This window comes from Phycicoccus sonneratiae, from assembly GCF_016887965.1.
Lineage (GTDB): Bacteria > Actinomycetota > Actinomycetes > Actinomycetales > Dermatophilaceae > Phycicoccus > Phycicoccus sonneratiae.
Genome location: NZ_JAFDVD010000021.1, coordinates 23145 through 46788, shown reverse-complemented (window position 1 = coordinate 46788; position 23644 = coordinate 23145). Strand labels below are relative to the sequence as shown.

Annotated in this window: 19 protein-coding genes; 13 read left to right on the top strand and 6 right to left on the bottom strand. The window is 74.1% G+C overall.

Annotated features, from left to right (window positions below):
* Positions 1-3: 3 nt before the first annotated feature.
* The 3 genes from JQN70_RS16965 to JQN70_RS16955 form a co-directional block, all read right to left on the bottom strand.
* A complete protein-coding gene (locus JQN70_RS16965) occupies positions 4-450 on the bottom strand; it encodes a MarR family winged helix-turn-helix transcriptional regulator (RefSeq protein ID WP_204132564.1) in 447 nt (148 codons plus the stop codon).
* A 7-nt stretch (positions 451-457) separates the two neighbouring features.
* Positions 458-895 (bottom strand): DUF6069 family protein, encoded by a 438-nt coding sequence (locus JQN70_RS16960; RefSeq protein ID WP_204132563.1) that lies wholly within the window; start codon positions 893-895, stop codon positions 458-460.
* Positions 896-1007: 112 nt separating this feature from the next.
* Positions 1008-1565, bottom strand: a complete 558-nt coding sequence (locus JQN70_RS16955) for a CGNR zinc finger domain-containing protein (RefSeq protein WP_204132562.1) — start codon at positions 1563-1565, stop codon at positions 1008-1010.
* A gap of 100 nt (positions 1566-1665) precedes the next feature.
* On the opposite strand from JQN70_RS16955, the gene JQN70_RS16950 reads away from it, so the two are divergent.
* From JQN70_RS16950 to JQN70_RS16920, 7 genes are all read left to right on the top strand, one after another.
* Positions 1666-2625, top strand: a complete 960-nt coding sequence (locus tag JQN70_RS16950; protein ID WP_204132561.1) for an EamA family transporter — start codon at positions 1666-1668, stop codon at positions 2623-2625.
* A gap of 201 nt (positions 2626-2826) precedes the next feature.
* Positions 2827-3519, top strand: a complete 693-nt coding sequence (locus JQN70_RS16945; RefSeq protein WP_204132560.1) for a 50S ribosomal protein L25/general stress protein Ctc — start codon at positions 2827-2829, stop codon at positions 3517-3519.
* A 76-nt stretch (positions 3520-3595) separates the two neighbouring features.
* Entirely contained in the window at positions 3596-4210 is a 615-nt protein-coding gene (gene pth, locus JQN70_RS16940; protein ID WP_204132559.1) for an aminoacyl-tRNA hydrolase, read from the top strand.
* Between the two features lie 236 nt (positions 4211-4446).
* On the top strand, positions 4447-5976 hold the full coding sequence (locus JQN70_RS16935; RefSeq protein ID WP_204132558.1) for a sugar transferase: 1530 nt from the start codon (positions 4447-4449) through the stop codon (positions 5974-5976).
* Positions 5977-6085: 109 nt separating this feature from the next.
* Positions 6086-6961 (top strand): sulfotransferase, encoded by an 876-nt coding sequence (locus JQN70_RS16930; RefSeq protein WP_204132557.1) that lies wholly within the window; start codon positions 6086-6088, stop codon positions 6959-6961.
* Positions 6958-7965 carry a glycosyltransferase gene (locus JQN70_RS16925; RefSeq protein WP_204132556.1) on the top strand — a complete coding sequence of 336 codons (1008 nt, stop codon included), beginning with the start codon at positions 6958-6960 and terminating at the stop codon, positions 7963-7965. The genes JQN70_RS16930 and JQN70_RS16925 overlap by 4 nt, the downstream gene beginning before the upstream one ends.
* 10 nt (positions 7966-7975) lie before the next feature.
* Positions 7976-8902 (top strand): sulfotransferase, encoded by a 927-nt coding sequence (locus JQN70_RS16920; RefSeq protein WP_204132555.1) that lies wholly within the window; start codon positions 7976-7978, stop codon positions 8900-8902.
* Between the two features lie 29 nt (positions 8903-8931).
* Here JQN70_RS16920 and JQN70_RS16915 read toward each other — a convergent pair whose 3' ends face one another.
* Entirely contained in the window at positions 8932-9876 is a 945-nt protein-coding gene (locus tag JQN70_RS16915; protein WP_204132554.1) for a glycosyltransferase family 2 protein, read from the bottom strand.
* Between the two features lie 146 nt (positions 9877-10022).
* Here JQN70_RS16915 and JQN70_RS16910 point away from each other — a divergent pair, with 146 nt between their 5' ends.
* From JQN70_RS16910 to JQN70_RS16895, 4 genes are all read left to right on the top strand, one after another.
* Positions 10023-12635, top strand: a complete 2613-nt coding sequence (locus JQN70_RS16910) for a hypothetical protein (RefSeq protein ID WP_204132553.1) — start codon at positions 10023-10025, stop codon at positions 12633-12635.
* Positions 12632-14179 (top strand): hypothetical protein, encoded by a 1548-nt coding sequence (locus JQN70_RS16905; RefSeq protein ID WP_204132552.1) that lies wholly within the window; start codon positions 12632-12634, stop codon positions 14177-14179. The genes JQN70_RS16910 and JQN70_RS16905 overlap by 4 nt, the downstream gene beginning before the upstream one ends.
* Positions 14176-15387, top strand: coding sequence for a hypothetical protein (locus JQN70_RS16900; protein ID WP_204132551.1), 1212 nt, complete (start codon positions 14176-14178; stop codon positions 15385-15387). The genes JQN70_RS16905 and JQN70_RS16900 overlap by 4 nt, the downstream gene beginning before the upstream one ends.
* A gap of 86 nt (positions 15388-15473) precedes the next feature.
* Positions 15474-16955, top strand: coding sequence for an oligosaccharide flippase family protein (locus tag JQN70_RS16895; protein WP_204132550.1), 1482 nt, complete (start codon positions 15474-15476; stop codon positions 16953-16955).
* 25 nt (positions 16956-16980) lie between these two features.
* On the opposite strand, the gene JQN70_RS16890 is transcribed toward JQN70_RS16895, so the two are convergent.
* Positions 16981-17979 carry a glycoside hydrolase family 26 protein gene (locus tag JQN70_RS16890; RefSeq protein WP_204132549.1) on the bottom strand — a complete coding sequence of 333 codons (999 nt, stop codon included), beginning with the start codon at positions 17977-17979 and terminating at the stop codon, positions 16981-16983.
* 228 nt (positions 17980-18207) lie between these two features.
* On the opposite strand from JQN70_RS16890, the gene JQN70_RS20315 reads away from it, so the two are divergent.
* Positions 18208-21879, top strand: coding sequence for a PKD domain-containing protein (locus JQN70_RS20315; protein WP_239111764.1), 3672 nt, complete (start codon positions 18208-18210; stop codon positions 21877-21879).
* Positions 21880-21978: 99 nt separating this feature from the next.
* Here the strand turns inward: JQN70_RS20315 and JQN70_RS16880 are convergent, their stop codons facing one another.
* Positions 21979-22833 (bottom strand): sulfotransferase family protein, encoded by an 855-nt coding sequence (locus JQN70_RS16880; protein WP_204132548.1) that lies wholly within the window; start codon positions 22831-22833, stop codon positions 21979-21981.
* A gap of 202 nt (positions 22834-23035) precedes the next feature.
* On the opposite strand from JQN70_RS16880, the gene JQN70_RS16875 reads away from it, so the two are divergent.
* Entirely contained in the window at positions 23036-23623 is a 588-nt protein-coding gene (locus JQN70_RS16875) for a hypothetical protein (protein ID WP_204132547.1), read from the top strand.
* Positions 23624-23644 lie beyond the last annotated feature (21 nt).

Genomic DNA, 23644 nt, shown 5'->3' with positions numbered 1-23644 from the left:
CCGTCAGGGCCGGCCGTCGGTCGCCGCGACGTGCTCGAGGGCGTCGCGCAGGGCGTCCAGCACCGGCGCTCCGTAGCGGCGGCGCCACTCGCGCTCGACCGCACCGAACGTCGCGTGGAGCACGGCCCGTCCCTCCTCGCCGCGCGCGGTCAGCGTGAGACGACGGGTCCGCGCGTCGTCGGCGTCGGGCTCGACCCTGAGGTAACCGTGCCCGACGAGGTACGAGACCTGCTGGCTCACCGCCTGCTTCGTGATGCCGGACAGCCGCACGAGGTCGGCGCTGCTCGACCCGCGGTCCCGGTCGAGGTGGCGCAGCACGTTGGCGCCGTGGGCCACCCGCAGGTCCGGGAAACCCGCGGCGGCCACCCGCTGCTCGCACTCGGCGACGAAGCGCGCCTGGGTCCGGCCGAGGAGGGCCGCGAGCGGCAGGCCGGCGGGTCGTCGGGTCATGCCCCCATCATCGGGCAGCGGCGCCGGGAGCGGGCGCGGCGACCGGCCGCCGGGTGGCGCGGGGCGCCCGGGTGCGGGCGATGAGGGGGACGGTGACGACGGCGACGGCGACGTGCGTCACGGCCAGCCACAGCCGGTCGGCGGCCGCGATGCCCGGCATGCCGAGCGGTCCGGCGAGCGAGGCGGCCGTGGCCAGCGCCGCCACGGCGACCCAGTGGGCCGCGAGTGCGGGGACCCAGCGCTCACCCGTGGCGAGCAGGGCCCATCCGACGAGGCCCGCGACGAGGGCGGCGGCGAGGACCTGCCAGAGCGAGACCGGCTGCGTGGCGTCGCCGACCGGGACGAGCACGTCGCCGTGCACGAGCTGGGCCAGGAGGCGGACGAGCCCGCCGGCGAGGGCCCCGAGGACGACGGCGGTGGCACGGCGGGCAGTGGTGGTGGTCATGGCGTGGTCCCTTCAGTGGTCAAGTACTTGACCATTTGACCGCACGCCCGGCTATCGGTCAAGTGCTTGACCACAACCTCTCGACGGCGGGCCGAGAACCTGCGACGGACGGTCAGGAGTCCGCGGCCGCCTTGCGGGCGCGGTAGGCGGCGACGTTCGCCCGGGTGCCGCACGTCCCGTCGCAGAACTTCCGCGACCGGTTGCGCGAGAGGTCGACGAGCACGTCCTCGCAGTCCTCGCCGGCGCACGTGCGCAGCCGGTCGACCTCGCCGGCCCGGATGACGTCGACGAGCGCCATCCCGACCTCGACGGCGATGCGCTGGGCGATGGGTGCCTCGTCCGACGTCGCGTGCACGTGCCAGCCGATGTCCCCGTGGCGCACCAGGCGGGGGAGCGCCCCGCCCTCGGCGAGGAGGGCGTTGACCTCGTCGACGAGCGCGTCCTCGCGCAGCGACCACAGCCGGCGCAGCCGGGGGCGCAGCGCGTGCACGGCCTCGAGCTCGGCCCGGGACGACGGGCGCCGCCCGGTCCACTCCCACCGGTCGAACCACGCGCCGAGGGCCGCGACGTCGGGCAGCTCCTCGCGGTCCTCGTCACCGAGCCCGGGGCCGGTGTTCGCGACGGCCGCCGCATGCGTGAGCGTCAGGTCTGTGTCAGCAGTGAAAACCATCTTGACTCCTGACAGGTCGAGGCCCTAGCGTCATGACCGTCAGCATACGTCGGTCCTTACGAGGGCCGCAGCAAACCCGGAGGTCGTCGTGGTCGAGGCGGTGCGCAGGCGCGTCGGGGTCGGTCTGGTCGCGCTCGTCCTCTCGAGCGCGGCCTTCGGCACCTCGGGCCCGTTCGCGAAGTCGCTCATCGAGGCGGGCTGGTCGCCGGGAGCGGTCGTCCTGCTCCGCATCGCCGGTGCGGCGGCCCTCCTGCTCCCCATCGGGCTCTGGCAGGTGCGTCACCAGATGCGGGCCGTGGTCCGCGAGCTGCCGCTCGTCGGGCTCTACGGCTGCCTCGCCGTCGCCGCGGCCCAGCTCGGGTACTTCCAGGCCGTCGAGCGGCTGGCCGTCGGGGTCGCCCTCCTCATCGAGTACCTCGGCATCGTCCTCGTCGTCCTCGCCGTGTGGGTGCTCACCCGCAGGGCGCCGCACCGGCTCACCGGCGTGGGCATCGTCCTGGCGCTCGTCGGGCTGGCCCTCGTCCTCGACGTCACCGGCCAGCGCACGCCGGACCTCGTGGGGGTTGCCTGGGGGCTGCTCGCGGCCACCGGGCTCGCCGGCCACTACGTCCTCGCCGCGCGCGAGACCACGCTGCCGTCGTTCACCTTCGCCGCGCTCGGGCTCGGGTCCGGGGCCGTCGTCCTCGGGGTGCTCGGCGCCACGGGAGTCCTGCCGATGGTGGCCGGCGACTCCCGCGTCGACGTCGCCGGGCACGCGACCCCCGCCTGGCTGGCCCTCGCCGAGCTCGTCGTCGTCGCGGCGGCCGTCGCCTACGTCCTCGGGGTGCTCGGCGCGCGCCACCTCGGCTCGACCCTCGCCTCGTTCGTCGGGCTCACCGAGGTCCTCTTCGCCGTGCTCTTCGCCTGGCTGGTGCTCGGCGAGCTGCCGGGTCCGTGGCAGCTGGTCGGCGGGGTCGTCATCCTCGCCGGCGTCGCCGCGGTGCGGTTGGGGGAACGCGCCCGGGCGGAGGACGGCGAGCGCGACGGCGCCGATTTCGACCTTCCGTCACCCGTCGCCTAGACTCTCCGGGTTGCCTCGGCGAGGGACGTCGCACCGGACGAAGGAGTCCGGCGGCCGCAGGGCCCGCGACCATCCGTGATCGACGCTGGCGGCGCGCTGGCCCCACCGGGTCCGCGGGCCGTTCGCGCGCCGGTTCGGTGCCACGTCCCGCGTCGAGGACCGACGTCCGTCTCGTCCCACGACCCACCCCAGGAGAGCCCCGTGTCCGACACCACCAAGCTCGTCGTCGAGCAGCGCACCCAGTTCGGCAAGGGCGCGGCCCGCAAGATCCGCCGCGACCACAAGATCCCCGCCGTCATGTACGGCCACGGCACCGACCCGGTGCACATCACCCTCCCGGGCCACGAGGCGATGCTCGCCCTCAAGCACACCAACGCCCTCCTCACCCTCGTCATCGACGGCAAGGAGCACCTCGCCCTCGCGAAGGACGTGCAGCGCGACCCGATCAAGCCGGTCATCGAGCACGTCGACCTCGTCGTCGTCCGCAAGGGCGAGAAGGTCACGGTCGAGGTCACCGTCCACGTCGAGGGCGAGGCCGGTCCGGAGACCGTCGTCACCACGGTCATGGGCACCCTCGAGCTCGAGGTCGAGGCGACCAACATCCCCGAGCACGTCACCGTCTCGGTCGAGGGCGCCGAGGCCGGGCACCAGGTCCACGCCGGCGAGGTCTCGCTCCCGTCGGGCGCGACGCTCGTCACCGACGCCGAGGCCCTCGTCGTCAACGTCACCCAGCAGGTCACCGCCGAGGAGCTCGAGGCCGAGCTCGAGGAGGCCGAGGCCGAGGCCGGCATCGAGCGCGAGGAGTCCGACGAGGACGCCGCCGAGGGCGAGTCCGCCGAGGGCGCGGACAGCGCCGAGGGCGGGTCCGACGAGCAGGCCTCCGACGAGGCCTGAGCCTCCCGCAGCACCATCACCCCGACGGGGCCCGGTCCGCACGGACCGGGCCTCGTCGGCGTTCCCGGCGGATGGCATGATCGTCGCCGTGAGCGACTCGGGACCCTGGCTCGTCGTCGGCCTCGGCAACCCCGGGCCCCAGTACGCCGGCAACCGGCACAACGTCGGGGCGATGGTCGTCGACGAGCTCGCCCGCCGCGCGGGGAGCGCCCTCCGGACGCACAAGGCGCGGGCGCACGCGGCGCAGGTGCGCATCGGCACCGGACCGAGTGGGGTCCCCGGGCCGGCGGCGGTCGTCGCCGTGCCGTCCTGCTACATGAACGAGTCCGGCGGTCCGACCAAGGCGCTGCTCTCCTTCTTCTCCGTCCCGGCCGAGCGGCTCGTCGTCGTCCACGACGAGCTCGACCTCGAGGCCGGCACGGTGCGCCTCAAACGCGGTGGGGGAGAGGGCGGTCACAACGGGCTGCGGTCGATCTCGTCGTCGCTCGGAACGAAGGACTACCACCGGGTGCGGGTCGGCATCGGCCGTCCGCCGGGCCGGATGGACCCCGCCGACTTCGTGCTGCGCGACTTCTCCCCGACCGAGCGCAAGGAGCTGCCCTTCCTCCTCGACGAGGCGGCCGACGCCGTCGAGCAGCTCGTGACGCTCGGTCTGCTCGAGGCCCAGCAGCGGGTGCACGCCCCCCGCTGACGCCCCCGCGCGACGGGCGTCTACCACCCCGACCACCCTCCGCGCACCCCGTCCCGGGCGAAATTCTCCAAAAGGGTTACCCGACCCGGCCGATGGCCCTAGACTCACGCACAGCGCTACACCGGGTGCAGGGCCCGGGGTGACGTGAAGATCGACGGAGATGCCGGCCGGATTGCAGGGGTCCGACGTCATCGTCACTCTTCGAACACACATCGATTGCAGGGGTCGATCGTTCGATGAGCATCGCTCAGGGTACTGGCGCGCGCCCGTGGGTCACTCCACGTGGCGCGGCCCACATTGATCTGGCCAGCTACGGCCACGCTCCGGTCAAGAGCGGCCTCTCCACGTGGGAGAAGGCGCACCGGCGCTCCGTCATCGCCGTCGACGCGATGGCCGCCGTGTTCGGCGCGCTCGTCGGCCTCGCCGGCCGCGACGCCCTCTTCGGCGACCGGCTCGGGCTGTGGGGCTCCACCGACACCGTCCGGCTGACCCTCCTCGTCGCCGCGTTCGCGTGGATCGGGCTGCTCGCCCGCAACGGCGCGTACGCCAGCCGCTTCGTCGGCGCCGGCAGCGAGGAGTACCGCGCGGTCACGCGCTCCGCGGTCGGCCTCGTCGCGGCGGTCGGCTTCGCCTCGTTCGCCCTCCAGCTCGAGTTCTCGCGGGGGGTGCTGCTCCTCTCCGTCCCGGCGATGACGCTCACCACGCTCCTCGGCCGCTACGCCGTCCGTCGCCGCCTGGCCCGCCAGCGCCTCGCCGGAAGGCACCTGCGGCCCACCCTCGTCGTCGGCGACGCCCGCGCGGCCCTCGACGTTGCGCACCGCATCGAGGACGACCCGGCCACCACCGGCATGCAGGTCGCGGCCATCTGCGTCAGCGACCTCCACGACCCCGTGCTCGCCACCGACAACGGCACCGACTTCCCGGTGCTCGGCACCGAGGCCGCGACGCTCGACGTCGTCGACCGGCTGGGCGTCGCCGCGGTCGCGGTCGCCAGCAGCCCGACGATCTCCGGGCACGCCCTCCGGCGGCTCGGCTGGGCGCTCGAGCAGCGCGACGTCGACCTCCTCGTCGCCCCCGGCGTCGTCGAGGTCGCGGGTCCGCGGCTCACGATGCGACGCGCGGCCGGCCTCCCCATGCTCCACGTCGAGCGGCCCGTCCAGAGCGGGTGGCGCTACGCCACCAAGCTGCTCGCCGACCGGGTGCTCGGCGCCACGGCGCTGCTCCTCCTCAGCCCGGTGCTGCTCACCGTCGCGCTCCTCGTGCGCCGCGACTCGCCCGGGCCGGCGTTCTTCCGGCAGGACCGCGTCGGCGAGGGCGGCCACGTCTTCTCGATGTACAAGTTCCGCACGATGGTCGTCGACGCCGAGGCGCGCCTCGCCGCGCTCGCCGAGCAGAGCGAGGGCAACGACGTCCTCTTCAAGATGCGCCGCGACCCGCGGATCACGCGCATCGGCGAGGTCCTGCGTCGCTTCTCGCTCGACGAGCTCCCGCAGCTGGTCAACGTCGTGCGCGGCGAGATGTCGCTCGTCGGGCCGCGGCCGCCGCTGGCGGCCGAGGTCGACCGGTACGAGAGCGACGCCGTGCGCCGGCTCCGGGTCCGTCCGGGCATGACCGGCCTCTGGCAGGTCTCCGGCCGCAGCGACCTGTCGTGGATGGACTCGGTCCGCCTCGACCTCTGGTACGTCGACAACTGGTCGCTGGCCCTCGACGGCCAGATCCTCCTGCGCACCGTCCAGGCGGTCGTCCGCGGCCGCGGGGCGTACTGATGCCGCGCACCCACCGCCGCAGCGTCGCGGCGTCCACCACGAACGACACCCACTCCGGGGGACCCATGAGCACCACCGACCGACCGCACGCCACCGACGGGTGGGTCCGATGAGCATGGCTCTGCGCGAACGGATCCCGGTCCCGCTGCACGGTCTCGCCCGCACGTCCTACGCGCGGCTGGGGCAGGCGACCACCGGCCTGCGGATGCTGCCCTCGTTCGTCGTCATCGGCGGCCAGCGCTGCGGGACGACGACGATCTTCAAGCACCTCACCGAGCACCCCCAGGTGTTCCGGCCGGGTGTCGAGAAGGGCATCGACTACTTCAGCCTCCACTACGACCGCGACCTCGACTGGTACCGCGGGCACTTCCCCGTCGAGCGGGTGGCCCGGCTGCGCACCGGGGGCCTCGGCGCGCCGCAGGCCTTCGAGGCGTGCACGTACTACATGTTCCACCCGAGCGCCGTCGAGCGCCTCGTGCGCGACGTCCCGGGCGTCCGGCTCGTCGCGATGCTCCGCGACCCCGCGGAGCGCGCCTTCTCGGCCTACAAACACGAGCTGGCCCGCGGCTTCGAGACCGAGACCGACTTCGAGCGGGCCCTCGACCTCGAGGACGAGCGGCTCGACGGCGAGCTCGAGAAGATGGCCGCCGACGTCACGTACGAGAGCCACCCGCACCGGCACCAGGCCTACACGCGCCGTGGCCAGTACGCCGAGCAGCTGCGCCGGGTCCTCGACCTCGTCCCCCGCGACCGGCTGCACGTCCTCGACAGCGAGTCCTTCTTCGCCGACCCGGCGGGGGAGTACCGCCAGGTCACCGACTTCCTCGGGCTCGCGCCGTGGCAGCCCGAGCGCTTCGAGCAGCACAACGCGCGGCCGAGCAAGCCGATGCCCGAGCACCTGCGGCGGCGCCTCGACGAGCACTTCCTCCCGCACGACGAGGAGCTGGCCCGCCTCCTCGGCCGGACGCCGGGGTGGCGCCGATGACCTCCGTCGCGCTCCGCCGGCGGCTCGAGGCCGCGCGCCGCACCGGTCCGGTCCTGCTCGTCGCGTCCACGGGTGGCCACCTCGAGGAGCTGGTCCGCCTCCGCGGCCGCCTCGGCGCCGCGGCCGAGCACTGCGAGTGGGCGACCTTCGACGACGACCAGTCCCGGTCCCTCCTCGAGGGCGAGCGGGTGCACCACGTGGGCTACATCGGCCCCCGCGGCTACCGGGCCGCCGTGCGCGGCACCCTCACGGCGGTCGACATCCTGCGTGCGGGCGGTTACAGCGCGGTGGTCTCCACCGGGTCCGGCATCGCGCTGCCGTTCTTCGGGGCCGCCCGGGCCATGGGCCTGCCGTGCCACTACATCGAGAGCGCCGCGCGGGCCGAGGGCCCGAGCGTCACCGGCAGGGCGCTGAGCCGCTTCCCGGGCGTCCACCTCTACAGCCAGTACCCCGAGCGCTCGTCGGGCAAGTGGGGCTACAGCGGCTCGCTCTTCGACGGCTTCGAGCGCTCCGGTGCACCCGCCGTCACGAAGGCGCCGAGCCGGGTCGTCGTCACCCTCGGCACGATGCGCACCTACGGGTTCCGCCGGGCCGTCGAGCGGCTCGACGCGCTGCTCCCGCAGGTGTGCGCCCCCGACGTCGAGGTGCTCTGGCAGACGGGGTCCACCGACGTCTCCGACCTCGGCATCGACGGACGGGGTCTCGTCCCCGCCCGCGAGCTGCGCGAGGCGGTCGCCGAGGCCGACCTCGTCGTCGCGCACGCCGGTGTGGGGTCCTCGCTCGTCGCGCTCGACGCCGGCCGCGTGCCGGTGCTCCTCCCGCGCCGGTCGGTGCGCGGCGAGCACGTCGACGACCACCAGGTGCTCATCAGCCGCCACCTCGACGAGCGCGGCATCGCCATCGGGCGCGACGTCGACGAGCTGACCGTCGAGGACCTCCTCGCGGCCGCCGGCGGGTCCGTCCGCGCCAGCGCCGAGCCCCGCCCCTTCCTCCTGCGGGCGTGACGGGGGCACGATGTCCACGCAGACCCGGGAGGAGACCACGGTGAGCCTCGTGCCGCACCGCCGCACGCCGGTGCTCGTCACCGGCATGCCGCGGTCCGGGACGACGTGGCTCGCGCGGCTGCTCGCCCTGGCGCCCGGCGGTGCCCTCGCCGGTCGCGAGCCGATGAACACCCGCGGCCGCCAGTACGCCCTCGCGGGCAGCATCGACGGCTGGACCCGGCTCGAGGAGCCGACGTCCGCGCAGTCGAGGGCGCTCCGGCGCGCGTTCACCGCGACGACGCCGTTCGTCTACAGCCGGTACGGCGTGCGCCGTTGGGCCGCACCGCTTCCGTGGAGCACCCTCGTCGTCAAGGACCCCTTCGCGATGCTCTCGGTGCCGGCCGTGCAGGCGGTCACCGGTGCCCGGCCGGTCCTGCTCCACCGCCACCCCGGCGCCATGCTCGTCAGCTACCGGCGGATGGGCTGGCTCCCCGACCTCGACGAGATCGAGCCGATCGTGCGCCGCTACGAGGCGCGCCGCGACCCCACGGACCCCGCCGTCCCCGCCCTGCCAGCGTCCACGGACGCCGCGGGGGCGGTGGCCATGGGCTGGTTCTGGTCGGCTCTCTACGCGATGGCCGTCGCCGACCTGCGGCGCTCGTCCGGCACGCTCGTCGTCGCGCACGAGGCGCTCGCCACCGACGTCGCGGCCTGCCGCCGCCTCCACGACGCCCTCGGGCTCACGTGGGGCCCGGCGGCCGAGGCCGAGGTCGGTCGCGAGGGCTCCGGCGAGGTGTCGGCCGAGCGGCTGCACAACTTCGACCGCGCGCCCGCCGACGCCGCCACGGCCTGGCGCGGGCGCCTCGACGCGCGCGAGGTCGCCGAGATCGAGGACGTCACCGCCGAGGTGCGCCACCTCGTCGACGAGGCCGGCACCGGGCAGGGTGGCTGCTCGTGACCCCAGGCCCCACGTGGCCCGGGGTCGGATCAGACGCCGTGGCCGCGACGGTTCAGCTCGCGCTGGATCCACTCACCCGACACGCCCGCGAGGACGAGCAGGGCGAGCACCCAGCGACGCTCGCGCGGGTTGCGGCGCGCGCAGCGCCACGTCCAGCGCAGGGCCTCACGGCGCTCCCCGAGCACGGCGTGGCCGAAGGCGAGCTTGCCGTACTGCAGGCCGGCGCCGATGGTGTCGGCCTCGATCTCGGGGTGGTTGGCGAGCAGCCACGCGTGGGCCTCGTTCTTGTCCCGCCAGGCGTCGTTGAAGTACGAGCTGGCGCCCCAGCGGATGCCGACGAGCGGCGAGTCGACGTGCACGATCGGAGCGCTGCGCGCCGCGCGCAGGAGGAGGTCCCAGTCCTCGGCCATGCTCCGCGGGAGGGTCTCGTCGACCAGCCCGAAGCGCTCGAGCATCGCCTCGCGGCGGAAGACGAACGACGACGAGTGGAGCATCGCCATCCGCGAGCGGGCCATCTCGCGCACCGTGATGACGTCGCGCTCGGCCAGCCGTACGGTGCTGCGGTCGCCGAAGTCGACGCGCATCGCGGTGGTCACGAACTCGGCTCCGGGAGAGGCGAGCAGGCGTTCGACCTGCTGCGCGAGCTTGCCGTCGAGCCACACGTCGTCGTCGTCGCAGAAGGCCACGAGCTCGGTGTCGAGGGCGAGGACACCGGTGTTCCGTGCGCCGGCCAGACCCGGCGTGCGGGTGTTCACCATGACGGCGACCTCACGTCCCGGGGTGTCCTGCTCGAGCTCGGTCTCGGGCTCGCTCCGGTCGTAGACGAGCTGCACGCGGATCCGGCCGGGGTAGTCCTGGCCGAGGATCGAGGCCAGGGCCTCGCGCATCAGCTGCGGGCGGTTGTGGGTCGCGAGCACGACACCGACGTCCGGCCACGGCGTGCCGCCGTCGCCCCCCGCACCCGACGGACCCATCCCGACGCCTCCTCGACCTCGCCCCGGACCCGCCCGTCGCGGGCCCCTCGTGGCTGCGCCACTGTAGTCCGGACCGCCGGACGCGGGGACCTGCTTCGTGGGATCCTGCCGACGTGGACCTCCTCATGGGGCGGAGGATCTCGCCCGTGACGGTCGTCCCGCTGCGACCTCTCCGCCCGTCGACGCTCGCGACGCCGGCGGCTCCCGCCGTGCGCCGGCGCCGCCTGCTGCGCCCGGGCTGGCCGCTCACGTGGATGCTCGTCGGCTTCCCCCTGTGGTGGGTCCTCGGCATCAGCAGCTTCATCGGTCACCTCGCTGCCGTCGTCATGGTCCTCGAGCTCGCCCGGCTCCGGCGCATCCGCGTCCCCCGCAGCACCGGTACCTGGCTGCTGTTCCTCCTGTGGGTGATCGCGGGCGTCCTCGTCCTCCAGGTGGCGGCGCCGCACGCCGTCCCCGACACCTCGATGGGCCGCTACATCTCGTGGGCCTACCGCTTCGGCTGGTACGCCTCCGCGACGGTCGCGCTCGTCTACATCGGCAACATGCGCGAGCACCTCACGACGAGCCGCATCACCCGCGCCGGTGCGGCGATGTTCCTCACCGTCGTCGCGGGCGGGTGGCTGGGCATCCTCATGCCCCACCTCGTGTTCCCCTCGGTCCTCGAGGTGGTCCTCCCGGGCTCGCTCACCCACGTCGAGTTCATCGAGTTCCTCATCCACCCCGAGGTCTCCCAGGACTACGCCCAGGCCGTCGCCAGCCACCCCCGGCCGAGCGCGCCGTTCAGCTACGCGAACATCTGGGGCCTGAACTTCGCCTGCTTCCTGCCCTTCTTCCTCCACGCCTGGCTCGGGCCCGACGCCGGCTGGCGTCGCCGGCTCGCCCTGCCGCTCCTCGGGCTGGCCACGGTGCCCGCCATCCTCTCGCTCAACCGCGGCATGTGGATCGCGGTCGTCGCGATGGCCGTCGTCGTGGCGCTGCGCTCCGCGGCCCACGGGCGGATGCGCTCGGTCGTCGCGCTCGGCGCGTCGGTCCTGCTCCTCGCCGGTGCGGTGGCCTTCAGCCCGCTCGGCGACCTCGTGCAGTCGCGCATCGCGAACCCCGTGAGCAACGACGGCCGGGCCTCGCTCGCGACCCTCACCGTGCAGAGCGTCCTCGAGGGCTCCCCGGTCATCGGGTTCGGCTCCACCCGCGACGCGGTGAGCGCCTTCTACTCCATCGCCGGCGGCAGCTCACCGAGCTGTCCCCTGTGCACCCCACCGGCCCTCGGCACGCAGGGGCAGCTCTGGCTGGTCCTGTACTCGCAGGGGGTCCTCGGGCTGGTGTTCTACCTCGGGTTCCTCGGGGCCTGGCTCCTGCGCGGCCTCCGGCTGCCCTCACCGGCCGCCACGGTCGGCGTCTGCGTCCTCGTCGCGCAGGTCGTCACCCTGCCCTTCTACGACTCGATCGGGATCTCGAGCGTCGCGGCCCTCATCGCGGTCGGGCTGCTGTGGCGCGAGGACGACGACCGACGCGCCGCGGCCGGGCACACCGACCCGTCCGACGAGTACAGCCTCGGCGGCTTCATCGGGCTGACCCGCCGGCACGCCCTCCTGCTCCTCGTCTGCGCGGTGGCCGGCGTCGGGGCCGGTGCGGCCTACCAGGTGTCGCAGGGTCCCCAGTCGGTGGCGACGGTGAGCATCTTCGTGCCCGAGGAGTCCGAGCTCGCCGACGTCGGGCGCGAGGCGACCCTCGACACCCTCGCCCAGCTGGCCCGCGACCGGCAGGTCACCTCCGCGATGGCCGCGGCTGCCGAGCACCCGATCGACCCGGACGACGTCTACGTCTCGGCCGACCCCAACTCGCGCATCCTCAACCTGCGCTACGCGGGCAGCCAGCCCGGCGCGGCCCTCGCCGCCGTCGACGCCGCCGGCGAGACCGTGATCCGGCTGCGCACCGAGCTCCTCGACGCCGAGCGCAAGGACGCCGTCGCCCAGTTCGACGCCCAGTACACCTCCGGCATCGCCGCGGTCGCCACGGTCGACGAGTCCCTCGACCGGTTGCGCGACAGCGGGACCGGCGTCGGCCTCGAGACGCTCGAGAACCAGCGCACCGCGCTCCTCGATGCCGCGGGACGGGCGGCCGGGCGGGGCGCCCGGGCCGCCGTCATGCCGCTCGACGCCGGGCAGGTCGTCCGTCCGGCCGCGGTGACCGTCAGCCACGACGCCCTCGTCGTCGCGATGGGCACCGGCCTGTTCCTCGGCCTCCTCGTGGGGCTGGCGCTGGCCCGCGTCCGCGGCGTGGTGGGGGCGCCGCTGGCGCGGGTCCGCGACGTCGCGGGGTCGGCCGAGGTGCCCGTCATCGCGACCCTGCCGGCCCGCGCCGTCACCCCCGACGGGCGCACCTACGCCGACCACGAGCTCGCCTGGCGCTCGGCCGTCGACGTCGTCCGGCTGCACTCGCCCGCGGCCGTCGTCGCGGCGGGCCGTGACGAGCAGTCCCTCCTCGTCGCCGAGCTCCTCGACGACCGCTCCCACGACGACGGTCGCACCGACGCCGTGCGCCGCCTCGGCGCCGAGCGTGCGGTCGTCGTCGTCGCCACGTCCACCACCCGACTCGGACGGGTGCGGCGTCGGGTCGCCGGCCTGCGCCGCGACGACCTCGACGTCGTCGGCCTCGTCCTCATCAGACGCCCACGGCCGGGCTGGGGCACGCGCCTCCGGTCCGTCATCACCACACACAGAAAGGACTTCCAGTGGAGTCCCTTCCTACCGAAGAAGTGAGGGTCGGCCTGCTGGCCGACGCGATGAGGAACCGGTGGCGCACGATCGCGCTGACGGTCTTCGTCGTCGGTCTGCTCGGGGCGCTCGTCGTCCTCCGGCTGCCCGTCTCCTACACGTCGACGACCGACGTGCTCCTCAACCCGACGCCCGGCAACGCGCTGACGACGGACTCCGCCCGCAGCGGTGACCAGATCAACGTCGCGATGCAGACCGAGGCCGGCCTCGTGAAGTCGCCACCCGTCGCCGACATCGTCGGCGTCACGGTGCACGAGCGCGTCGAGGCCGCCGCCTCCGAGGTCGAGGTGTCGGTCCCGCCGAACACCCAGATCGTCCGGATCGAGTACACCGCCGGGTCGGCGCGAGAGGCGCAGCGCTACGCGTCCGCCTACGCCGACGCGCTGCTCGAGTACCGGCGGAACCAGGCCCAGAGCAACGTCACCGGCCAGCTCGACCTGCTCAAGCAGCAGTCCGACAGCGCGTCGGCGGGGCTGAAGAAGGCTGCGGCGTCGGCCGGCGGGTCGGACCCGTCCGCGGAGGCCGTCGCCCAGGTGCAGCTCTACACGAACCGCCTCGCGACCCTCCAGGACCAGATCGGGTCCCTCGAGGCCACGCCCATCGCCCCGGGTGGCGTCGTCACGCCGGCGACCCTCGCGACGACCGCCGACGGCCTCCCGGTCGTCCTCCTCATCGTCGTCGCGGTCCTCATCGGCCTCGTGCTCGGCATCGGCCTCGCCATCTGGCGCGAGCGCACCGACGACCACATCCGCTCGGCGGCCGACGGCGACGTCGAGTCGCTGCCCGTCATGGGGGTCGTGCCGGCGGGGATCGCCCACGGTCACAGCGGCATCCTCACCAAGGACGGCGGGCCGATGGCCGACGCCTACCGCGGGGTGCGCGCCTCGCTGTACGCCAAGGCGCCCGCCCCGGCGGTCGTCGTCGTCGCCGGCCTCGACGAGCACCTCGAGCGGGCCGCGCACCGGGTCGCCGTCAACCTCGCGGCGAGCATCTCGGTCAGCGGGCACTCGGTGTGCCTCGTCGACGCGACGCTCACCGAGGGCTCGATCCGCGAGCTGACCGGGGTGCGCAACCACCGCGGCCTCGCCGACGCGATCCACGAGGGCGGACTCAAGCGGGTGCCGGTGTCCCGGGCCCGTGGCGGCTACCACGTCGTGACCGGCGGCACCGTCGACGCGTCGATGCGCGAGCAGCTGGCGAGCAGCCGGCTGCGCGGGGTGCTCGACGAGCTCGGCGAGCGCCACGAGTACGTCGTCGTCGCCTCGCCGGTCATCAGCCTGTCCGAGTCCACCGAGCTGGCCCTGGCGTCCACCGGCGTCGTCCTCGTCGCCGCCGACCGCCGCTCGCTGCGTGACGACGTGCGGCGGACCATGCGCCGCGTCGGCCACCTCGGCATCTCGGTGCTCGGGCTCGTCACCGTCCAGTACTCCCGCCACGAGCAGGAGCAGCCGGTCGTCGTCACGCGGGCGGTCGAGGCCGCGCCGGTCGAGGAGGCCGAGGACAAGCGGGTGGCGAAGGGCGGCGCGTGACGGGTCGCGGACCGCAGCCCCCGACGGCGGCCGGCCCCCGGGCCGAGCGGCCCGGTCTCGGCTACGTCCGTGACGTCATGGCCCTCATGCACCCCGGGGCCGAGGTCACCGTGCGGCGCCGGCCGCGACGGGGACATGCCCGCGCGTGGTCGCTCGTGCCCGGCTCCGCCGACCCGCGGCTGCTCGTGCCCAGCCGTCCGCGCGCGGCCGCCGTCGCGACGGTGTCCGGGCTGGGTGGCTCCGGGGCGCGCGGCGCCGCCGGGAGCCTCCTCGGGCTGGCGGCGCGCGCCGGCGGGCTGGCGCTCCTGCCGCACCTCGTCGTCGAGGGCGACGGCCCGGCGCTCGCCGGTCTCGTCGAGGAGGTGCTGGGCCGGCCCGTGGCCCTCGCCATGTCCGTCGGGCGGGTCCGGGCCCTCCAGAAGCCGGTCCTGCGCGTCCTCGGGCACGACGGGTCGACGCTGGCCTACGTCAAGGTCGGTGTCGACGACACGACACGCGGGCTCGTCGACCACGAGGCGGAGGTCCTGCACGTGCTCGCCGGCAGCGGCCTGCGCCGGCTCGTCGTCCCGGAGGTGCTCGCGCACCGCCCCTGGCACGGGCTCTCCGTCCTCGTCCAGGCGCCCGTGGGCGGCCCGGGCGGGGTCACCCCGGCGATGGTGTCGCGCGCGGCCCTCGAGCTGAGCGACATCGGTCCCCGGCAGCAGGGGGTGGTCGGGTCGGACGGCGCGTGGCGGGACCTCGTCGACCGGGTGGCGGCACTGGCGCCCTCGACGTCGGCGACGGCGCTGGTCGCGGCGCTCGACGAGGTCGGGTCGCGGGCCGCGGGGACACCGGTCGAGTGGGGGCCCTGGCACGGCGACTTCGCGTCGTGGAACATGGCGGCCGCTGGCGACCGCCTCGCCGTCTGGGACTGGGAGGGGTTCGCCGCACCCGTGCCCGTCGGGCTCGACCTCCTGCACCACCGGCTCCAGGACGCGGTGGTCGTCGAGGGGCGGCACCCGCGCGCCGCGGTCCGCGAGCTCGCCGAGCAGGCCCCGGCGCTCCTCGGGCCCTGGGGGCCGGCCGACCCGACCCTCGTCGTCCTCCTCTACGTCGTCCTGCTCGCGGTCGGCTTCCTCGAGACCGGGGACCACCGGACGCGGCTCTCCCGGCTCGACGAGTGGCTCGAGCCGGCGCTCGCCGAGCTCGTCGCCGGGGTCCGGCGGTGACGTCCGCGGACGACGGGATCCCCGTCGGCGGGCCGACCGCGCCGACCCTGCCCGCCGCGACGCCCCCCGCCGGTGGGCGCGGCGGCATGGCAGGCGTCGCCCGCGGAGGAGCGGCGAACGTCGCGGGTGCGGTCCTCAGCGCCGTCATCGGGTTCGCCCTGACGGTCGTCGTCACGCGGGCCCTCCCGCAGGCCCAGGCCGGTGTCTTCTTCTCGACGACGTCGGGCTTCCTCGTCGTCGTCGCCGTCGCGCAGCTCGGCACGAACACCGGTCTCGTGTACTTCCTGTCGCGCGCCCGGGCCCTCGACCGTCCGGGGGACGCCCGCTCGCACCTGCGGGCCGCGAGCCTGCCGGTCCTCGGGTGGACGGCCGTGATCTCCGCCGCCCTCGTCGTGGCGGCCCCAGCCGTGGGCCGCCTCGTCAGCCCCGACGAGCCGACGGCCACCGCGACGGCCGTGCGCGTCCTCGCCCCCTTCCTCCTCGCGGCCTCGGTCGAGAACCTCGCCGTGTCGGCCACCCGCGGGCTCGGCACGATGCGCCCGACCGCCCTGCTCACCCTCGTCGTGCGCCCGGCCGCCCAGCTGCTGCTCGTCGGCCTCGCGAGCCTCACCCTCGGCCCGGCGGCCGCCGTCGCCGGGTGGGCGGCCGGCTACCTCGTCACCGCCGTCGCGGGGACGCTGTGGGCCAGGCGCCTGCTCGCGCGGTCCCTGCGCGACGCCCCACCGACCGGACGCCGCCACCGCGAGTTCTGGTCCTTCACCTGGCCCCGGGCCATCATGACCGTCGCGCAGATGGCGATGCAGCGCCTCGACATCGTCCTCGTCGGGGCGCTCGCGGGCGCCGTGCCGGCCGCCGTCTACGCGGCCGCCACGCGCTTCGTCGTCGCCGGCCAGATGGGCAGCCAGGCCGTCACGCTCGCCGCGCAGCCGCGCTTCGCGGAGCACCTCGCGGTCGACGACACTCGCAGTGTCGGTGTGCTGTACCGCTCCTCGACCGCGTGGCTCGTCCTCATGACCTGGCCGCTCTACCTCGCGCTGGCCGCCTTCTCGACCACGGTCGTCGACGTCTTCGGCGGGGGCTACGACGCCGGCGGGGCGGTCGTCGTCATCCTCGCGGTCGCGCTGATGCTCTCCTCGCTCCTCGGCATGGTCGAGGTCGTCCTCGCGATGTCGGGGCGCACCACGTGGACCCTCGTCAACACGCTCATCGGGCTCGGCGTGCAGGTCGGGCTCGACCTCGTGCTCATCCCGCGGCACGGCATCATCGGTGCGGCGATCGGCTGGGCGGCAGCCATCGTCCTGCGCAACCTGCTCGCCCTCGCCCAGGTCACCTCCGCCCTGCGCCTGCACCCGTTCGGCGCCTCGACCGTCACGGCGGCGGTGCTCGGACTCGTCGCGGCCGGTGTCCCCCTGGCCGTCGCCCGGCTCACGCTGGGCGACGACGTGTCGGCCCTCGCCGTCGGCCTCGTCGTCGGTGGTCTGGCCTACGTCGGCGGGTGCGCCGTGCTCCGGCGGCGGCTCGGCCTCGAGGAGCTGGGTGCGGCACTGCGCTCGCGACGGCGACGCTGACGGCCGTCAGGGGCGCTGAGCGCCGTCAGAACGAGACGTCGAGCTCGGCGAACACGTCCGATCGGGCCAGCCCCCGCATCGCCCCCTCGAGCGACGCGACGCCGGTGAAGCGGTAGTCGCAGCTCTGGATGCCGACGTGGTCCCAGAGGCCGACGGCGACGACGTCCGGGTGCCGGCGCAGCACGTCCGGCATCTCCGAGTACCACTGCGCCGTGAGCGAGGGGTCGTCCGGGTAGACGACGCTCCCGGTCTCGCTGAGCATCTTCGGTTTCGTGACGTCGATGCCGAGCCCGGGGCCCTCGCGCTCGAGCCAGTCGTGGAAGACCGAGAACGACTCCTCGAAGGAGACGTGGCGCTCCGCCGAGGTGCGGTCGGCGCGGCATCCGGCGGCGTTGTAGACGTCCCAGCTGATCCAGTCGACGACGTCGTTGCCCGGCCACATGACGCTGGCCCGCTCGAGCGTCGGCGTCGTCCCGGAGGCCACCCAGACCCACACGACGTTCGTGGCCCCCGCCCGCGTGTAGACGTCGTGCACGTGGCGCCAGGCGGCGACGAACTCCTCGGGCGTCCCCAGAGCCGACTTGGACGCCTGGTCCATCTCGTGCTCGTAGGTGACGAGGACGGGCGAGTGCAGGTCGGCGATCGCGCGCCCCTGCGCCGAGAGCTCGGCGTCGTGGCGCCCAGCAGCGACCGCGGCCCAGGACAGGCCGTCACGGGAGTCCTCGACCCGGGTGTCGACCGAGAGGTGCAGGAGCCGCCCGCTCGCGACGATGCCGCGCTCCTCGTCGGTCGGGAAGGCATCGTCGATCTCGTGGAAGCGGTAGACCATGTCGTAGGGCCGGCCGACGAAGTCCTCTGCGGCGGAGAGCATCTCGGTCGACGGCTGCGCGGTGGTGACGCCCAGCACCACCCCTCCGCAGGACGGCCGGGCGTCGTCGGTGAGGGGGCACTGCCACGGCAGCCGGCACCCACCGAGCGCCGCGACGGCGAGCAGGGCCACGACGACCGCGAGCGCCCTCCGCATCGTCGTGCCACCTCCTCCACCTCGTCTGACCTGCACGAGCGTAGGCGAGCGGCCCCCCGACGCGGCACCGCGGACCCCTCCGCAACGCGTTCGCGATCTCGTCGTGACCGAATTGACGCATTCTGCTTCCGTCCCGGCCGACGGCGTGTCACCATCTGAGGGCGCGAGGTCTGCAGGGGGCCTTTCAGCGGCGCGCCGCTGCGCGTGGAGCAGTGCAGGGAGAACTCCATGAAAGGTAACCCGCTGGGGGCCTTCGTGGGCATCGCGTCGCTGGTGCTGGCCGGACTCGTGGTGTCCGCGCCCGCTGCATCGGCGACCGTGCCCGCAGCCCCTCCGCCCACCGCCTCGTCGATGGTCGACGAGGTGCCGTCCACGGCCACGCCCTCGGTCGACGACGGTGACGTCCGCTCGATCGCCAAGGTCGGGTCGACGATGGTCCTCGGGGGCACGTTCACGACGGTCGGGGGTGTCAGCCGTCCCAACGTCGCCTCGTTCAACCAGGCCACGGGTGCGCTGTCCTCGGTCAACTTCAACGTCAACGGCCCGGTCTACGCCGTGCACCCCGGCCCCACGGCCACCACGGTGTTCGTCGGCGGCGACTTCACGAGCGCCGGCGGCGCCACCCGCCGCGACATCGCCCTCCTCGACCTGACCACCGGTCAGGCCGTCGCCTCGTGGAACCCCCCGACCAACAACTTCGGGTACGTCAACGACATCGTCGTGCGGGGCAACCGGGTCTACATCGGCGGCACCTTCACGAAGGTCGGCGGCAAGGACCACGCCGAGCTCGCCACGCTCGCCCTCTCCAACGGCGCGCTCGACCCGTACATGAACGTCCAGATGTCCGGCCACCACAACGACACCGGCTCCGGTGCCCAGGGCTGGATGGGCGTCGCGGCCCTCGACATCACGGCCGACGGCTCGCGGATGGTGGCGGTCGGCAACTTCAAGTACGCCGACGGCCTCCTGCGCGACCAGATCGTCCAGATCGACCTCGGGGCCACGGCCTCGGTGCGCACCGCCTGGAACACGAACCGGCTGAGCGACCAGTGCTTCAACTGGGCCTTCGACAGCTGGGTGCGTGACGTCTCCTTCTCGCCGGACAACTCGTTCTTCGTCGTCAGCGGCACCGGTGGTGGCGTGCGCGGCACGCTCTGCGACGCCGCCAGCCGGTTCGAGACCGACACCCTCTCCACGGACGCGCAGCCGACGTGGGTCTCCGAGTCCGGTGGTGACACCAACTGGGAGAACGCGATCACGACGAACGCGGTCTTCGTCGGCGGACACCAGCGCTGGGCCAACAACCCCACCGGTGTCGACTACGCCGGCCCGGGTGCCGTCCCGCGGCCGGGCATCGTGGCCCTCGACCCGATCAGCGGTCGCCCGCTGTCGTGGAACCCGGGTCGCAACCCCGCGGGTGTCGCGGTCTACGCGCTGCTCGCCACCCCCGAGGGCCTCTACGTGGGCTCGAACTCGATCTGGGTGGGCAACCGCGAGTACCGGCGTCCGCGCATCGCGTTCTTCCCGTACCGGGGCGCCCAGCTCCACACCACCGCGATCGGGTCGCTGCCCGGGCGCGTCTACCTCGGCGGCTCCACGGGCGGCACGACCAACGTGCTGTACCGGGTGAACGCCGGCGGCGGGACCGTCCCGTCCTCGGACTCCGGTCCGGACTGGATCGACGACAGCGGCGCGAGCAGCTACCGCAACAGCAACAGCAACGCGGCCGGCTGGGACAGCAACCGCACCGTCGACGGCACCGTGCCGGCCTCCACGCCGGGCGCCATCTTCGACAGCGAGCGCTGGTCGCCGAACGACAGCCCGGCCATGCAGTGGGCCTTCCCGGTCGCCGCGGGCACGCCGATCCAGGTGCGCCTGTACTTCGCCAACCGGTGCACGTGCACGAGCGCCTCGGGCAGCCGGGTGTTCAACGTGGCCCTCGACGGGTCGACGGTGCTGAACAACTTCGACATCGTCGCGAGCGTCGGTGACCAGCGCGGCACCATGCGGGCCTTCTCGAAGGTCTCGGACGGCACCGTGAACATCGACTTCTCCCACGTCGTCGAGAACCCGCTGGTCAACGGCATCGAGATCGTCCGCACGGACGTCACCCCGACGCCCCCGACCGACGGGCTCGTCTCCGTGCCGCTCACCTCGACCGGCACGAGCGGCTCGCCCCGCGCGGAGTCCACGGGCGGCGTGTCCTGGGCCTCGACGCGTGGCGCGTTCATGGTCGGGTCGACCGTCTTCTACGGCTCGACCGACGGGTTCCTGCACCGCAGGACGTTCAACGGCACGACCTTCGGCACCGACGTGCAGGTCAACCCGTACAACGACCCGAAGTGGAAGGACGTCGACAACAACCTCGGCGGCACCTACAACGGCGCGGTGCCCTCGCTCTACGGGCAGATGAACAGCGTGTCCGGCATGACGTACTCGGCCGGCTGGATGTACTACACGCTGAACAACGACTCCCGCCTGCTCGCCCGGTGGTTCTCGCCGGACAGCGGGATCATGGACGAGCGCATCCGCACGGTCTCCTCGAGCGTCAACTTCGCCGACGCCAACGGGATGTTCGTCAGCGGCGGCAAGCTGTACTACGTCCGCAAGGCCGACGGTGCCCTCTACTCGGTCGCCTTCGACGGCTCGTCCGTCTCGGGCTCGCCGACGAAGGTCAGCGGCTCGGGCGTCGACGGGATCGACTGGCGCAACCGGTCGATGTTCCTCTACGGCGGCCCGCCCGCCAACGAGCCGCCGACGGCCGCCATCGGGACGCCCTCGTGCACGTTCCTCGCCTGTGACTTCGCGGGCAGCGGGACGGACACGGACGGCACGATCGCCGGCTACTCGTGGTCCTTCGGGGACGGAGGGACGTCGACGGCGCAGAACCCGTCGCACACCTACACCGCCGCCGGGACCTACACGGTGACCCTCACGGTGACCGACGACGACGGTGCCACCGGGACGACGACGCGCAGCGTCACCGTCGCGGCCCAGCCGGCGAACGTCCCGCCCACCGCGTCGTTCACCTCGTCGTGCACCGACGGCTCGTGCTCGTTCGACGGCACCGGGTCCTCCGACCCGGACGGCACCATCGCGTCGTACGCGTGGACCTTCGGTGACGGAGGGACCGCGACCACGGCCTCGCCGACGCACGAGTACGCCGAGAGCGGCACCTACTCGGTCGGCCTCACGGTCACCGACAACCGTGGCGGCACCGGGACGACCACCAAGTCCGTCACGGTGACCGTGCCGACCCCGACCAACCCGCTCTCGTTCGTCGGAGCGGCGAGCTCGGCGGCCGGGTCGGCGAAGTTCAAGGCGGCCACGGTGCCGGCGACCACCCAGGTCGGCGACACGATGCTCCTCTGGCTGACGACCCCCTCCACGGTCACGTGGACCGGGCCGTCGGGAGTCACGGGGTGGACCCAGGTCGACAGCTTCGTCAACGGCACGATCCGCTCCACGCTGTGGCGCAAGCAGGCCGAGGCGGGCGACGCGGGCAAGTCCGTCCGGGTCGACGACCCGTCCGGCTTCCGGCTCGGCAACCTCTCGGTGGCGGTCTACCGCAACGTCGCGGCGACGGGTGTCACCGCGACCCGGTCGGGTGACTCGGCCACGGCCACCCACACGACCCCGACGGGTACCGCCCAGACGGGCGACTGGGTCGTGTCCTACTGGTCCGACAAGTCCTCGGCCACGAGCAACTGGACCCTTCCCGGGTCCGTGAGCTCGCGGCTCGAGCAGACCGACGCCTCCGGCACCTACCGGTTCAGCGTCCTGGCCGCCGACTCCGGTGGCCCGGTCGCGGCCGGTCAGGTCGGCGGGGTCACGGCGACGAGCAACGCGACCAGTGACAAGACCGCCATGTGGACGGTGGTCCTCCACCCGGTGGGCTGAGCACCGGATCGACCCGGACGGGGTCGGCGCCCTCGGGCGCCGGCCCCGTCCGGCTGTCCGGGGGCGCCGCGTCCCCGAGGGGATGGTCGGCGGGGACGCTCAGGGCGCGGCGGTCGGCAGGGCCTCGCGCGGACCGACCGCGGTGAGGTCCTCGAGGGAGTACCCCCACCGGGAGACGGCCTCACCCCACCGCTCCTCGACCTGACGGCGGCGCCGCCGGGCGAGCGGCGAGCCGGTGCGCATCGCCTCCCACGTCTCGGTGTACCGGTCGCTCGCCCCGGCGCGGATGCCGTCGGCGGGCAGCGGGCTCCCGAGGCCGAGGTGGTCGGCCACCTCGCCGAGGCGGGCAGAGGGGTCGGCGACGAGGTCCTCGTAGCGCAGGACGAGCAGCCGCCGGTGGTGCGGGGCGTCCTCGAGGAGGAGCTCGTGGGCCCGGACCCAGTGGCCGACGAGGTCGGGGAGGCTGGTGTGGCGGCGCCCGTTGCGCGCGACCGGCCACGGGTTCCACTTCTCGAGCGCGAGCGAGGCGACGACCGGGTGACGGACGACGACGACGAGGGCGCTGCCCGGGAAGAGGGCCTGGAGGAAGCGGCCCATCACGAGGTTGCCGGGCGACTTCTCGAGGAGGAGCCGCCGCGAGGTGTCCCAGTAGGGGGACCAGGACTCGACGAGGCGCTGCGCGTTCTCGTCGGAGACGAGCGGCGAGTCCTCGGTGAGGTGGGCCCGGGGGTCGTGCGCGAACCGGCCCATGCCGCCGTGGGCGCGGATCGGCGGGTAGACGTCCTGGAGGTGGACGCCCTCGTCCTCGCTCACGCCGCTGCCGGAGATGCCGGCGACCTCGGGATGCCGCGCGAGGAGCCGCGCGAGCGGGGTGGTCCCGCTGCGGTGGAGGCCGCCGACGAAGACGAACCTGGACCCCTCGACCACGCCGGACTCCTCCTGCTCGGGCAGCACGTCGGGCCCCAGTCTCCCAGTCCGCGTCCGTCGGCGTGGGACATCGCCCGGGATGTGGCGAATCCCGGGGTGCCCGTCCGGGGGAGCACCTACAGTGGAGGCAGGGTTCTGTCGCAGGGAGCCGGCCACCCGGCCGGCCGGGGTCCGGAGGTCGAGCATGAGTCGTGGGTCCGTCCGACGGAGCCGTCCCGGCACGCGAGGGGTGCGGTGGGCCGCGTCCGCCGCGTGCGCCGTCCTCGCCCTCGGCGCGTGCACCGGGGAGGGGTCCGACGACGCGACGCCCTCCGCCTCGGCGTCCTCCGGCGGCAGCGCCGGTCCGTCCGCCACGAGCTCGGCGCCCACGACCCCGAGCGAGATCCCGTCGCCGGCCACCGCGCCGCCGACCCTCGCGACCGACGCCCCCGGGCGCCAGGACAGCGTGCTGGCCCGCCTCCCCGGGTCGAGCAAGACCGGCTGCGTCGAGGTCGGCACGCAGCGCGACGTGCGGTCGGGGCCGATGGCCGCCGGCAACTTCGCCGACGCCCGCGCCGCCTTCAAGGCCTCCCCGTCGGCGGCGTTCCCGCTCTACGTCATCCCCGTGGACGTCTCCGACGAGAAGGCCGCCCTCTCGGTCACCGTGGCCCAGCGCGACGGGTCCGAGGCCAAGACCGTCAAGAGCGCCACCACCCAGACCGCCGAGCAGTGGAAGTACCACCTCGTGCAGCTGAGCGTGCCGGCGGCAGGGACCTGGCGGATCACGGCGACGTCCGGCGCGGCCAAGGGCTGCTGGGACGTCTCCTTCACCTCCTGACGACGCGCGGACGGGGTGGGA